This window comes from Pseudomonas fluorescens (assembly GCF_019212185.1).
GTDB lineage: Bacteria > Pseudomonadota > Gammaproteobacteria > Pseudomonadales > Pseudomonadaceae > Aquipseudomonas.
In genome coordinates this window covers 1,231,084-1,245,918 of the sequence record NZ_CP078138.1, presented here as the reverse complement: position 1 = coordinate 1,245,918, position 14,835 = coordinate 1,231,084, and the positions used below count along the sequence as shown (strand labels likewise).

10 protein-coding genes are annotated in these 14,835 nt (G+C 61.0%); 8 read left to right on the top strand and 2 right to left on the bottom strand.

Annotation, left to right across the window (positions count from 1 at the left end; all coding sequences use genetic code 11):
* Positions 1-68 precede the first annotated feature (68 nt).
* Positions 69-1,463, bottom strand: a complete 1,395-nt coding sequence (locus tag KW062_RS05355; protein WP_105755116.1) for a PhoH family protein — start codon at positions 1,461-1,463, stop codon at positions 69-71.
* A gap of 334 nt (positions 1,464-1,797) precedes the next feature.
* Positions 1,798-2,922, bottom strand: coding sequence for a polysaccharide deacetylase family protein (locus KW062_RS05350; protein WP_105755115.1), 1,125 nt, complete (start codon positions 2,920-2,922; stop codon positions 1,798-1,800).
* A gap of 153 nt (positions 2,923-3,075) precedes the next feature.
* On the opposite strand from KW062_RS05350, the gene yaaA reads away from it, so the two are divergent.
* The 8 genes from yaaA (at position 3,076) to KW062_RS05310 (ending at position 14,832) form a co-directional block, all read left to right on the top strand.
* Entirely contained in the window at positions 3,076-3,855 is a 780-nt protein-coding gene (yaaA, locus tag KW062_RS05345; RefSeq protein WP_027618623.1) for a peroxide stress protein YaaA, read from the top strand.
* Positions 3,856-4,611: 756 nt separating this feature from the next.
* Positions 4,612-5,928: a nucleotide sugar dehydrogenase gene (locus tag KW062_RS05340; protein WP_027618622.1), complete on the top strand. Its 1,317-nt coding sequence runs from the start codon at positions 4,612-4,614 to the stop codon at positions 5,926-5,928.
* A 174-nt stretch (positions 5,929-6,102) separates the two neighbouring features.
* Positions 6,103-7,584, top strand: a complete 1,482-nt coding sequence (alg8, locus tag KW062_RS05335) for a mannuronan synthase (RefSeq protein ID WP_371321429.1) — start codon at positions 6,103-6,105, stop codon at positions 7,582-7,584.
* Between the two features lie 36 nt (positions 7,585-7,620).
* The gene (locus KW062_RS05330) at positions 7,621-8,790 is read left to right on the top strand and encodes an alginate biosynthesis protein Alg44 (protein WP_027618620.1); all 1,170 of its coding nucleotides are present in this window, start codon (positions 7,621-7,623) and stop codon (positions 8,788-8,790) included.
* 15 nt (positions 8,791-8,805) lie between these two features.
* Positions 8,806-10,299 (top strand): alginate biosynthesis TPR repeat lipoprotein AlgK, encoded by a 1,494-nt coding sequence (gene algK, locus KW062_RS05325; RefSeq protein WP_105755114.1) that lies wholly within the window; start codon positions 8,806-8,808, stop codon positions 10,297-10,299.
* On the top strand, positions 10,296-11,783 hold the full coding sequence (locus KW062_RS05320; protein ID WP_105755113.1) for an alginate export family protein: 1,488 nt from the start codon (positions 10,296-10,298) through the stop codon (positions 11,781-11,783). Before algK ends, KW062_RS05320 begins: the two co-directional genes overlap by 4 nt.
* 26 nt (positions 11,784-11,809) lie before the next feature.
* Positions 11,810-13,372: a mannuronan 5-epimerase AlgG gene (gene algG / locus KW062_RS05315; protein ID WP_105755112.1), complete on the top strand. Its 1,563-nt coding sequence runs from the start codon at positions 11,810-11,812 to the stop codon at positions 13,370-13,372.
* Between the two features lie 11 nt (positions 13,373-13,383).
* Positions 13,384-14,832 (top strand): alginate O-acetyltransferase, encoded by a 1,449-nt coding sequence (locus KW062_RS05310; RefSeq protein WP_105755111.1) that lies wholly within the window; start codon positions 13,384-13,386, stop codon positions 14,830-14,832.
* Positions 14,833-14,835 lie beyond the last annotated feature (3 nt).

The following is a 14,835-nucleotide window of genomic DNA, read 5'->3' as shown; positions in this document are numbered from 1 at the left end:
TTTGTAGGGTTATCCGTCACACAGAAAAAACCGGGCGGCTTTCGAGGCCGCCCGGTGTGTGTGAAAAGTTACAGGTGGGATTCGGCGTATTCGGCCAGAATCGAACGCGGCACCCCTTGCAGGGTGATGTGCACCCCGTTGGGGAAATCCTTGAAGCGTTCAGTCAGGTAGGTCAGCCCGGAGCTGGTCGCGGACAGGTAAGGGGTGTCGATCTGCGCCAGGTTGCCCAGGCACACCACTTTGGAACCGGCGCCGGCACGGGTGATGATGGTTTTCATCTGGTGCGGGGTGAGGTTCTGGCATTCGTCGATCAGGATCAGGCTTTGCTGGAAGCTGCGGCCCCGGATGTAGTTGAGGGATTTGAATTGCAGTGGCACTTTGCTAAGGATGTAGTCGACGCTGCCATGGGTACTTTCGTCGTCCATGTGCAAGGCTTCGAGGTTGTCAGTGATGGCGCCCAGCCAAGGCTCCATTTTTTCCGCCTCGGTGCCCGGCAGGAAGCCGATTTCCTGGTCCAGACCCTGCACGCTACGGGTCGCGATGATGCGCCGGTAACGCTTGCTGACCATGGTCTGCTCGATAGCGGCTGCCAGCGCGAGGATGGTTTTGCCGGAACCGGCGGCGCCTGACAGGTTGACCAGGTGGATGTCCGGATCGAGCAAGGCATACAGCGCCAGGCTCTGGTAGATGTCACGCGGTTTCAGGCCCCAGGCTTCCTGGTGCAACAGGGGTTCCTGATGCAGGTCGAGGATCAGCAGCTTGGCGTCTTCGATCTCCTTGATCCAGCCGACAAAGCCCTGCTCATCGATGATGAATTCGTTGATGTGCACTGCCGGCAGGTTGTCGATCAGTTGCACTTGATGCCAGGTGCGACCATGGTCCTGGCGGGTCTCCACCTTGCTCACGCGATCCCAGAAGGAACCGCTCATGTTGTGATAGCCGTTGGGCAGCAGCGAAATGTCGTCGACCAATTGGTCGGTGCTGTAGTCCTCGGCCGCGATCCCGCAGGCGCGGGCCTTGAGGCGCATGTTGATGTCTTTGGTGACCAGCACCACGGGCAGCTTGGGCTCGCGGGCGTGCAGGTCGATCAACTGGTTGATGATGATGTTGTCGTTCAGGTGCTCGGGCAGAATGATATTCGGCTCGGCGCGCTTGCTCATCAGAATCGACAGCAAGCCTTTTGGACCGCCTTTGCCACGCTGGATCGGCACACCCAGTTCAACGTCTTCCGGTGACGCCTCGCCCAGGGTCTTGTCGATCAGGCGAATAGCCTGACGGCATTCGGCCGCGACGCTGTGATGCCCACTCTTGAGCTTGTCCAGCTCCTCAAGCACGGTCATGGGGATGGCGACGTGGTGTTCTTCGAAGTTCAGAAGCGCGTTTGGATCGTGAATCAATACGTTGGTATCGAGTACATAAAGGATTGGCTGGTTGGAAGAAGGGCTACGTCCGTGATCATCCATACTCGGTCACCTTTGTGGGAGCCAGTCGACGCAATACCGTGACAGTGCTGCGCCTCGAAGTGGCCACCGAATTCCCCGGGGGGGCGTCCGGAGAATTGCACACAAGCGGGTCTTGGAAGACGCCACCTGTGCTGCAGGTTTCGGCGGTCTGTCTTCGTAATACTCCAAAACCCATGACAGGAAAAAGCACTTTGACACTTTTTTGATATTTATTTTTCACAGCGCTAAAAAGCGCTTGGCGGGTGACTCACGCACCGTTAAAGTCGTAAGTCCGCCTGCAGCGAATTCTTCGCAAAAATCACCCCAAAGCCAATGTTTACGGGGTTTTGGCGTTTCAACGAAACGCGTCCTGACAATCTTCCCAACCGATCCCGCTTTGCGCCGTTTGCGCCATCAACCAAGGCAATGCCGTGGTGACCGCATCTTGCCGGCTATTGAAGTTGATCACCCCGTGGCGCCACAACAGCATCAGCGTCAGCACCCGCTGCGCACTGACCTCACCACTCATCTGGCGGTTGCTGTCCTGCGGGTCGATGTCCCACAGCGCCACTTGCAGCCCTTGCGCCTTGAAGAAGCTCGCCCCCTCGGCCCGACGCTGACCATTGGGCGGCCGGAACAGCGGGACGAAGTTTTCCGGCAGTCTGTTCTTCACCAGGTCGACACTGCGGGTGATCGAATACTGCCAATCCTGCCAATGACTGTGAGCACGAAACTCCCAACCCATGACGCCGACGCACTGCCCTGCATACAGTTCCTGCAACTGCGCTACAGAGCCCTGGGCCAGGCGGGTTTGGATTTCGCTGCCAAGAACGAAGAAAGTGCCCGTCAGTTTTGCCTCACGCAGGTACTCGCCCAGCCAGGCACTGTGATCCGGTATCAGGTTGGCGCCACTGTCAAAACTGAGGACAAACAGCCGGTCATTCAGTTGCTCACCGTTGCGCTCGTGATCACCGAGCAATTCAACTTCGCTGCTGGTTTGTGGCAGCAGCGCGGCCTTGCGCAACTGTTCGTCCAGATAGCGCTCATGGAACTGCCGACTCGGCTCGGCCCAACGGGCGTAATAGGAGTCTTCGCCGAGTTCGAACTTGCCCGCCTGCTCGCGCAGGGTGTCGCGGTCCTCCACCAGGAAGCAGAAGGAGGCATCCTGATCGCAGCTTTGCTGGGCAAAGTTATAGTTGGCCAGCAAGCGCTGCCACATCCGTTCCCGCAGGCGGTTGATCGCGTCGAGGTTGATCATCCGCAGCCCCAGACGCTGCTTCAAGGCAGCCTCATCCAGCGCCTCACTGGCAAGCAGCGCCCGGGCGAACGTCAGAATCTCCGCCCGCGAAGCAACATCGAACAGTGTCGGATTTGACAGCTGTTCCGGCCAGGTACTGCGGTCCAGCGTTGCCGGCCCCACAGGCGCCGCGGTGGCCGCAAGGCTGAACAGACAGGCCGCAAACAGTAAAGCGCTACGCACAGGGATGACTCCTCGGAAAACCCGCGCGGCACTATAGCCGATTCGCCGCCCGCCTCCTCCATTGCGCACACCGCCGATCAGCTATGAACCCGATAGCTGGAGTCCAACCGCCCAACCCCCTAGAATCCCCGCACGTTCAAAGGAGACGACTTCATGCTGATGGTGATTTCCCCCGCCAAGACCCTCGATTATGAAACACCGCCGGCCACCCAGCGCTTCACCCAGCCTCAGTACCTGGACCACTCCCAGGAGCTTATCCAGCAATTGCGCGAACTGACGCCGGCGCAGATCAGCGAGCTGATGCACGTTTCCGACAAGATCGGTGGACTCAACGCCGCGCGCTTCGGCAGCTGGACCCCGGCCTTCACCCAGGACAACGCCAAACAGGCGCTGCTGGCCTTCAAAGGCGACGTCTACACCGGTATGAACGCCCAGACCTTCAGCGAAGCCGACTTCGACTACGCGCAACAGCACCTGCGCATGCTCTCCGGCCTTTACGGCCTGCTGCGCCCGCTGGACCTGATGCAACCATACCGCCTGGAAATGGGCACCAAGCTGGCCAATGCCCGGGGCAAGGATCTGTATGCCTTCTGGGGCACGCAGATCAGCGAATGGCTGAACGAGGCCCTGGCCGAGCAAGGCGACGATGTGTTGCTGAACCTGGCGTCCAATGAGTACTTCTCGGCCGTCAAGCGCAACGCCCTGAACGCTCGGATCATCAACACCGAGTTCAAGGACCTGAAGAACGGCCAATACAAAATCATCAGCTTTTACGCGAAAAAAGCCCGGGGCCTGATGAGCCGTTTCGTCATCCAGGAACGCATCAACGACCCGGCAGCCCTCACCGGCTTTGACCTGCAGGGCTATCGCTACAGCGCGGAGCAGTCGAAACCCGACAACCTGGTGTTCTTGCGCGACCACGCACCGGAATAAGGCAAAAAGGGCGCACGACAGCCTCGGCTGTTGATGCGCCAACACCCTCGTTGACTCCCGCCAAATACGTCACTTTCATGACGTCAAAAAACCACCCCCACATTCCGCTAACTTTAATTTCACTCGACAGGGGTGATTTTTTTCACTAGTGGCACCGATTTTTTTGTTCGGTAGTGGCACAAAACTATCCTCCCTTATTAGCTCCCCATATATAAAGGGCCAAACGGTAAGTGCTATCAATTTGAGAGCAGTGCCATCTCTGGCTATATTTCAAGAGATTTCAAAAATCAGGATGAGTGGCCATGAACTATCTGAAAATGCGCCGCTCATACCACCGGTAACGATTCTTCACGAATACGTAGGAGATGACTTACGAAAAGCAACCGCCCTATAACCAAGTTGTCACATTGAACTTGATCATGGGCAGCAGTGCTTGGGGATAACAGCGAATGGCGGAACATTCCTTCACTTCGCGCTCCCCCATAAGACCGGCGTCTCGCCCCCCGAACCGTGCTCACACGAGCACCAGGCGCCTGCACCACAGCCTCCTCAGCGGGGGTTTGGCTGCCTATCAGGGCGGGCCGGGACAAACGGTCATAGTTACGCACAACTTGAGTGCACTTATTTAGCCACTCGCAATTGAACATGCCACTACGGGTAGTTTTGCGCCTGCGGGAAAGTTGCGAGTGCAGTTCGCCCCATGAACTTCATTAACTTCGGCCATTTAATGGCGTGATAAACACAGAGGTAATTGCGATGCGCATCAGCATATTTGGTTTGGGTTATGTCGGCGCAGTCTGTGCCGGTTGCCTGTCGGCCCGCGGTCATGACGTTGTGGGTGTCGATGTGGCCAAGGACAAGATCGACATGATCAATGCCGGGCGTTCGCCGATCGTCGAGCCGGGCCTGGGCGAGTTGCTCGCCCAGGGCATCGAGACCGGGCGCCTGCGCGGTACCACCAACTTCGCCGAAGCGATCCGCGATACCGACCTGTCGATGATCTGCGTCGGCACGCCGAGCAAGAAAAACGGCGACCTGGAACTCAACTACATCGAAGCGGTATGCCGCGAAATCGGCTTCGTGCTGCGCGACAAGACCACCCGCCACACCATCGTCGTACGCAGCACCGTGCTGCCGGGCACTGTGGCCAACGTGGTAATCCCGATTCTCGAGGACTGCTCGGGCAAGAAAGCCGGCGTCGATTTCGGCGTGGCGGTGAACCCGGAGTTCCTGCGCGAAAGTACCGCCATCGCCGACTACGACCAGCCACCGATGACCGTTATCGGCGAATTCGACAAGGCCTCGGGTGACGTCCTGCAATCGCTGTACGAAGAACTCGACGCACCGATCATCCGCAAGGACATCGCCGTTGCCGAAATGATCAAGTACACCTGCAACGTCTGGCATGCCACCAAAGTGACCTTCGCCAACGAGATCGGCAACATCGCCAAGGCCGTCGGGGTCGATGGCCGTGAAGTGATGGACGTGGTCTGCCAGGACAAGACCCTCAACCTCTCCCAGTACTACATGCGCCCCGGCTTCGCCTTTGGCGGTTCCTGCCTGCCGAAAGACGTACGCGCCCTGACCTACCGCGCCGGTTCCCTGGACGTCGAGGCGCCGCTGCTCAACTCGCTGATGCGCAGCAACGAGTCGCAGGTGCAGAACGCTTTCGACATAGTCTCCAGCCATGACAAGCGCAAGGTCGCCCTGCTCGGCCTGAGCTTCAAGGCCGGCACCGACGACCTGCGCGAAAGTCCGCTGGTTGACCTCGCGGAAATGCTCATCGGCAAAGGCTTCGACCTGAGCATCTACGACAGCAACGTCGAGTACGCCCGGGTGCATGGCGCCAACAAGGACTACATCGAGTCGAAGATCCCCCACGTTTCGTCCTTGCTCAACTCGGACTTCGACGAAGTGATCAACAACTCTGACGTGATCATCCTCGGCAACCGCGACGAGAAGTTCCGCAGCCTGGCGCACACCGTCCCTCACGGCAAACAGGTGATCGACCTGGTCGGCTTCATGGCCAAGGCCACCAACCCGGCTGCGCGCACGGAAGGGATTTGCTGGTAAGGCGGCAGATCCGGGACACACCGCAACCACTTCGCGGTTGATCGCGAGCAGGCTCGCCCCCACAGGGCCCTGCTTGCTCGCGATGGCGTCGCACGCCACACCGGCGTCGTTCGCCAGCCTTAACCCCATCGGGCGGCCCCGCCGGCGCGCCCGAGATCGAGACGGATGCAGATTATGCACAGGCTAAAGCACGGCCTACTCCAGGCCGCCGGTTGGCTGCTGTTTTTATGTTTACTGATGGGCCTCGCCCTGGCGTTGCCCGCGTCCACCTTCGACTCCGAGTCGAAGGACTTTATTTTCCTGATTGGCGCCGTGGGCATCTGGCGCTACTCGATGGGTGCCACGCACTTCCTGCGCGGCATGCTGTTTCTCTACGTGGTCTACCCGCACCTGCGGCGCAAGGTGCGCAAACTGGGCAAGGCGGCTGACCCGTCCCATGTGTTCCTGATGGTCACCAGCTTTCGCATCGACGCGCTGACCACCGCCCAGGTCTATTGCTCGGTGATCCGCGAAGCCATCGAATGTGGCTTCCCGACCACAGTGGTGTGCTCGATCGTGGAAATGTCCGATGAGCTGCTGGTGAAAAGCCTGTGGGCAAAAATGAATCCGCCGAACCACGTCAAACTGGATTTCGTGCGCATCCCCGGCACCGGCAAGCGTGATGGCCTGGCCTTCGGCTTCCGCGCCATCTCCCGCCATCTGCCGGACGACCGCGCCGTGGTCGCCGTGATCGATGGCGACACCGTGCTCGCCGAAGGCGTGGTGCGCAAGACCGTGCCCTGGTTCCAGCTGTTCGACAACGTCGGCGGCCTGACCACCAACGAATTCTGCGAAGTGCGTGGCGGCTACATCATGAGCGAGTGGCACAAGCTGCGCTTCGCCCAGCGCCACATCAACATGTGCTCGATGGCCCTGTCCAAGCGCGTGCTGACCATGACCGGGCGCATGTCGGTATTCCGCGCCAGCGTGGTGACCAACCCGGAGTTCATCGCCGACGTGGAAAGCGACTCGCTGCAGCACTGGCGCCTGGGCCGCTTCAAGTTTCTCACCGGCGACGACAAGTCCAGCTGGTTCAGCCTGATGCGCCTGGGCTACGACACCTTCTACGTGCCGGATGCGGCGATCAACACGGTGGAGCACCCGCCGGAAAAGAGCTTTATCAAGGCCAGTCGCAAACTGATGTTCCGCTGGTACGGCAACAACCTGCGGCAGAACTCCCGCGCCCTCGGCCTGGGGATCAAGCGCCTGGGCCTGTTCACCTCGGTGGTGCTGTTCGACCAACGCGTGTCGATGTGGACGTCGCTGCTGGGCCTGACCGTGGCAATCATCGCCAGCTTCAAGTACGGCACCGCGTTCATCCTGGTCTATCTGCTGTGGATCGGCATCACTCGGCTGATCCTGACCCTATTGCTGTCGTGCTCCGGGCACCGGATCGGCCCGGCCTACCCGGCCATCCTCTATTACAACCAGATCGTTGGCGCGCTGGTGAAGATCTACGTGTTCTTCCGCCTCGACCAACAGTCCTGGACGCGCCAACCCACTGCTCTGTCCCGTGATCTCGCCAGCTTTCAACGTTGGTTCAACACCTGGTCGTCTCGGACCATGACCTTCTCCGCCGGCAGCATTTTTGTCGCCGCACTGCTGCTGATGGTCTGACCCACCTTGCCTGAATTAACTAGGAAATCGCCCCCTATGAATACCGCCGTGAATGTCAACGTAGTGCATGAATCCGAAGCCCAACGCCAACACGCCCGGGTCAAGATCCCGGCCAAGCTGCGTTTCTTCGGTCCGGACCGCACGCCCGTCGAGGCGCGCCTGATCGACCTGTCGGCGGGTGGCCTGAGCTTCAATGGCGGGCAGATCCCATTCAAGGTCGGCGAAGTGAAAAAGGGCCGGTTGCAGTTCCTCATCGACAACCTCGGCCTGGCCATGGACGTCGAGTTGATGGTGCGCTCCTGGGACCAGCAAACCGGCCGTGTCGGCTGCCAATTCCAGAACCTCGAACCGCAGGACATTTCCACCCTGCGCCACCTGATCACCTCGCACCTGTCCGGCGACATCGTGACCATGGGTGACGTGCTGGCGACCCTGCAACGGGACAACTTCACCAAGGCGCGCAAGAACAAGGACGGCGGCACCGGCATGACCGCTTTCGGCCGTCTGCGTGCGGTGACCTTCAGCGCCGGCATTTTCATCGTCGGCCTGGCTGCGTTCGGCTTCATTCTCAAATCGGTGTACGGCATGTACTTCGTCAGCCACGCCCAGGCCGGTCTGGTCAGCGTGCCGGGAATGAACGTCACCATGCCCCGCGACGGCACTGTGCAAAGCCTGATCCAGACCGACGGCGTGGCCGCCAAGGGCGCGCCGCTGGCGACCTTCAGCACCAGCATGCTCGACGTGCTTAAGGGTCATCTGGACGAAGACCAGTTGCAGCCAGCCAAGGTCGAAGAACTGTTTGGCAAACAAATGACCGGCACCCTCACCTCGCCTTGCGACTGCATCGTGGCGCAGCAGATGGTTGCCGACGGTCAGTACGCCAGCAAGGGCGACGTGATCTTCCAACTGGTGCCGCGCAACAGCGAGGCCAATGTCGAGGCGCGCTTCTCCTATCGCCAGTTCGCCGACGTCCGTCCCGGCACTGCCGTGAGCTTCCAGGTGGCCGGCGACGACAGTGTGCGCAGCGGCAAGATCGTCAGCAGTACCAGCCTCAACAGCGCCGACCTGTCCTCCGACATTCGCGTGCAGATTAAACCGGACGAAGCCCTCGACAGCGCTCTCGCCGGGCGTCCGGTGGAAGTGAACAGCGATCGTGGCCCGAACCTGAGCTGGCTGATCGACAAAGCCATGGCCAATGGTCTTTAAGTCGAGGAAATGCCTGTGACTACTCCACTCCTCAATACACGACGGACCCTGTGGGAGCTGGCTTGCCAGCGATTGAGTCCATGCGGTGTGTCTGACTCATCGCATCGCGAGCAGGCTCGCTCCTACAGGGGTCATTATGTGTGTGGGCTGGCTTTGGCGGTGAGTCTTGCCGGTTGCGCCGGCCTGCCTGATCAACGCCTGGCCAATGAAGCACTGAAGCGCGGCGACACCACGACTGCGGCGGCGAACTATCAGCAACTGGCGGACCTCGGCTACAGCGAAGCCCAGGTCGGTCTGGCTGATATCCAGGTCGACAGCCGCGACCCGGCGCAGATGCAAAAGGCCGAGGCCACTTACCGCGCCGCCGCCAGCGTTTCACCGCGGGCCCAGGCGCGCCTTGGTCGCCTGCTGGTGGCCAAGCCGGGTGCCAGCGAAGCCGAGCGCCACGAGGCCGAAAGCCTGCTGAAAAAAGCCTCTGCCAGTGGTGAAGGCAACACCCTGATCCCGCTGGCGATGCTCTACCTGCAATACCCGCAGAGTTTCCCCAACATCAACGCCCAGCAGCAGATCAGCCAATGGCGCAGCGCCGGTTATCCGGAGGCCGGCCTGGCCCAGGTGCTGCTGTATCGCACCCAGGGCACTTACGACCAGCACCTGGACGACGTCGAGAAGATTTGCAAGGCCGCCCTCAACAGCACCGACATCTGCTACGTCGAATTGGCCACGGTCTACCAGAAACGTGCCCAACCCGAACAACAGGCCGAGCTGCTCAAGCAGTTGCAGGCCAGCTTCAGTCGCGGCGCCGTCTCGGCCCAACGCGTCGACAGCGTGGCGCGGGTGCTCGGCGATGCCAGCCTCGGCCAGCCGGATGAAAAAACCGCACAAGCCATGCTCGAAAAAATCGCCCCCGGCTACCCGGCGTCCTGGGTCAGCCTCGCTCAGTTGCTCTACGACTTCCCCGAACTGGGCGACGTCGACACCCTGATGAAGTACCTGGAGAACGGTCGCGCCGCCGACCAGCCACGGGCCGAGCTGTTGCTGGGCAAGCTGTACTACGAAGGCAAATGGGTGCCGGCCGACGCCAAGGTCGCCGAGGCGCATTTGCAGAAAGCCGTGGGCAAGGAAGTTGCCGCCGACTACTACCTGGGTCAGATCTATCGCCGTGGTTACCTCGGCCAGGTCTACTCACAGAAAGCCGTCGACCACCTGCTGACCGCTGCACGCAATGGCCAGAACAGCGCCGACTTCGCCCTCGCCCAGCTGTTCTCCCAAGGCAAGGGCACCAAGCCCAACCCGCTTAACGCTTATGTCTTCAGCCAACTGGCGAAGGCCCAGGACACCCCGCAGGCCAACGAGCTGGCGCAGACCCTCGAAGCCCAGCTGCCGCCAGCACAACTGGCCGAAGCGCAACGCCTGCTGCAACAGGAACAGGCGACGCGCGGCGCCGTGAGCCAGAACCCGATCAGCGCCCAGGCCCTGCAAGAACAAGATGGTGAGGAATCCCTATGAAGTTGAATCCCTTTGTGAAGGCCGGCATTGGCCTGAGCTTCGCCCTGCTGTGGTCGTGCCCGACATTGGCGGCGATGACTGAGACCAAGAACTTCGGCCTCGACGTGAAGATCACCGGCCAATCCGAAGACGACCGCGACCTTGGCACCGCCAGCGGTGGCGACGTCAACGGCGTCGGCCTCGACCTGCGTCCGTGGGTGTACGGCGAAAGCGGCAACTGGAGCGCCTACGCCATGGGTCAGGCCGTGACCTCCACCGACATCATCGAAACCGACACCCTGCAGCAGTCCGACACCGAAGGCAGCCAGAGTAGCAACGACGACGGCCGCAAGAGCAAGAAGAACTACCTGGCCATGCGCGAATTCTGGGTGGGCTACAGCGGCCTGACGCCCTACCCCGGCGAGATCCTCAAGCTCGGTCGCCAACGCCTGCGCAACGATGACGGGCAATGGCGCGACACCAACATTGAAGCCCTTAACTGGACCTTCGACACCACCCTGCTGAAAGCCAACGTCGGGGTCGCCGAGCGCTTCAGCGAGTACCGCACCGACCTCACCGAGCTATCGCCGCAAGACAAGGACCGCCTGCATATCTTCGGCGACATCGCCACCCAGTGGACTCCGGGGCAATGGGTCGGCCTGCGCGCCCACCACACCCACGACAACGGCAAGCTCGACTACCCGACGCCCGGCGAAGCGCCAGAAGCCACCGATAAAAAACAGAACGGCGACCTCAGCTGGGTCGGCCTGGAGGCCAACAGCGACGCTTACAACTGGCGCAACACCAACACCGTCAATTACTGGGCCAGCCTCACCGGCATGAGCGGCGACCGCGACACGGTCAATCCGCTGAACGCCGATGGCAGCCAGCCGGCGCAAGCCAAGCGCAGCGGCGACGTCGACGGCTGGGCCACCGACCTCGGCGTGCGTTTGCGCCTCGATCCGAAGTGGCAGGTCGGCGCCGCCTATGCCCGCGCCAGTGCCGACTACGAGCAGAACGGCTTGCAAAGTAACCGCTCGAACTACACTGGCACCCGCGCCCGGGTCCATCGTTTCGGCGAGGCCTTCCGTGGCGAAATGAACAACATGCAGAGCGCCACCCTGTTCGGTTCGTGGATGATCCAGGACGACTACGACGCCAGCCTGGTCTACCACAAATTCTGGCGCGTCGACGGCAACAAGCCGGTCGGCAGCAATGGCATCAACGCCGTCGACAACAACTACGACGACGTCACCGGCGCCCTACTCTCCAGCACTTCTTTGCCGCTGGAAGACGGCAACAAAGACCTCGGCCAGGAAGTCGACCTGGTGGTCACCAAGTACTTCAAGCAAGGCCTGCTGCCGGCCAGCCTGAGCAAGTCGATCGACGAGCCGGCGGCGCTGGTGCGCTTTCGCGGCGGTGTGTTCAAGCCGGGCGATGCCTACGGAAACCAGGTCGACTCGTACATGCACCGCGCATTCGTCGACGTGATCTGGCGCTTCTGATGCGAGCCGCCAAGGGAGTGCCCCGGATGAACAACCCCGCGATCAGCCTGCTGGCCGCCGCCCTGTTGCTGGCCGCCCATGCCGCCTGCGCCAGCGTCGAGTCGGCCAAGCCGGTGACCATGGCCAAGGAGCTGCAGCAGGCCAAGACCTATACCGTCAGCAGCGCGCCGACCGGGCCGCTGGAATTGGCCCCGCCAAAGCTGCCCGACCTGTCCGGCTACACCGCCGAAGCGGCCGAGGCGAAGATCGTCCGCAGCAAGGCCGGCAAGGTCAGCGTGCGGCGGATGATGCAGGAAGACGCGCTGAAGGACTTTATCGGTGGTGACAACAAGATGGCCGAATGGGTGGTCCGTCAGCACGGCATACCCCAGGCGATCTTCATCGATGACGGTTACCTGAACCTCAAGGATCTGAGCAAGAAGCTGCCCAAGCAGTACTTCAGCGAGACGTCGCCGGGGGTGTTCCTTGCGCGTCTGCCGATCGTGGTCGGGGCCAAGGGCATTCTCGAGATCGACAAGCAGACCCAGGAACTGCGCCTGTCCGAGGAAGCCGGCTCGTTCCTGGTCAACGACGGCCAACTGTTCGTGCGTGACAGCAAGATCACCGGCTGGCGTGAGAAGGACAACGGCCCGGCGAGCTTCCGCTCGCCCAAGGACTTCCGCCCGTTCCTGCTGGCCTGGGGCGGCACCCAGACCTACATCGTTAACAGCAAGATGGCCAGTTTCGGCTACGCCAACAGTAAGTCCTACGGGGTGAGTATTTCCCAGTACACGCCGAACATGGCCAAGGTCCTCAAGCGCCCGGAACCGACCGGCTGGATCATCGGTTCGGAGTTCTCCGACATGTGGTACGGCTTCTACTGCTATGAAACCAGCGACTTCGTGGTCAAGGGCAACACCTACAAAGACAACATCGTCTACGGCATCGACCCCCACGACCGCTCTCATCGCCTGATCATCGCCGACAACACCGTCTACGGCACGAAGAAGAAGCACGGCATCATCATTTCCCGTGAGGTCAACGACAGCTTCATCTTCAACAACCGCAGCTACGACAACAAACTCTCGGGGTTGGTGATCGACCGCAACAGCGTCAACAACCTGGTCGCCTACAACGAGATTTACCGCAACCACACCGACGGCATCACCCTCTACGAGAGTGCCGACAACCTGCTGTGGGGCAACAAGGTCATCAGCAACCGCCGCCATGGCATTCGCATTCGTAATAGCGTGAACATTCGCCTGTACGAAAACATCGCCATGGCCAACGGCCTGACCGGCCTCTACGGCCACATCAAGGACCTGTCCGACACCGACCGCGACATCAAGCTCGACCCGTTCGACGCCCAGGTCTCGCTGATCGTGGTCGGCGGTGAGCTGGCGGCCAACGGCAGCGGGCCGATGTCCATCGACTCGCCGTTGAGTATCGAGCTGTATCGGGTGTCGATGCTCGCCCCGACCAAATCCAGTGGCATCAGCTTCTCGGGGATCCTCGGCGAACGCCAGGACGAAATCCTCGACCTGCTGGTGCGCCAGCAAAAAGCCGTGCTGATCGACCCCGTCGAACGCCAGACCGAAATGCGCGACTGAGGATGACATTGATGAAGCCCCACCTGATCAAACTGCTCGGCCTGACCGGCATCGCCGCCGCCCTGCTGACCGTCAGCGACGCCGCCAGTGCCGCCACCGCCACGGCGCCAACCTTCAGCGCCGAGCCGTGCTGCAACCTGTGCCCCGAAGCCCATGACGCAAAGAATTACACCACGCGTTACCAGCAGAACTTCACCACCCTGGTGCAAGCCCAGGGCGACTGGTTGTTCCGTACCCAGGAGGATCTGCGCACCGAGTTCAACACCACGCCCGCCGGCTACCGCCGCCTCAAGCAACTGCACGAGGCGTTCAAGAGCAAGGGCGTGGAACTGGTGGTGGTCTATCAGCCAACCCGTGGTCTGGTGAATCGCAACAAGCTCAACCCGCAGGAAAAAGCCGCGTTCGACTACGACAAGGCGTTGAAGAATTACCAGGGCATGCTCGGGCGTTTCGCCGAGATGGGATACGTGGTGCCGGACCTCTCGCCATTGACCAACGAGTCGCTGCCCGAGACCCTGCCCGCCCACGATTTCTACTTCCGTGGTGATCAGCACTGGACCCCGTACGGCGCCCAACGCACGGCAAAAATCGTTGCCGAGAAAGTCCGCCAGCTGCCGCAATTCGCCGACATCCCCAAGCGTGAGTTCGAGACCAAAAAATCCGGACGCATGGGCAAGACCGGCACCCTGCACAACATGGCCGGGCAACTCTGCGGCACCAGCTATGCGATTCAGTACATGGACCAGTTCACCACCGAACCCAAGGGCGAAGCCTCCGACGGCGACCTGTTCGGCGATTCCGGCAACCCGCAGATCACCCTGGTCGGCACCAGCCACAGCGGCAAGAACTACAACTTCGCCGGCTTTCTCGAAGAGGCGATTGGCGCCGACATTCTCAACGTCGCTTTCCCCGGCGGTGGCTTCGAAGGTTCGATGCTGCAGTACTTGGGCAGTGAAGACTTCCAGAAGAGCCCGCCGAAAATACTCATCTGGGAATTCTCGCCGCTGTACCGCCTCGACCAGGAAACCATCTACCGGCAAATGATGGCGCTGCTCGACAACGGCTGCGAAGGCAAGGACGCGCTGATGAGCAGCAGTTCGACGCTCAAGCCGGGCAAGAACGAGTTGATGGTCAACAGCCGCAACATGGACCTGCGCAACAGCAGTCATCAGATCGATATCCGCTTCGCCGACCCGTCGGTGAAAACCCTGCAAGCCACCCTCTGGTACATGAACGGGCGCCACGAGGACATCAAGATCGACAAACCGGAAACCTCCGACACCGACGGTCGTTTCGCCTTTGAGTTGCGCACCGACGAAGACTGGGCCTCGCAGAACCTGCTGGCGGTCGAAGTCCAGGGTCCCGAAGCCGGCGCCGCGCCACAGAAAGTCGAAGCGAAAATCTGCAAACGCAACGTATTCCCGGGCGCCGGTCCACGTACCGCCCAGCTCGGGCAATGAGGT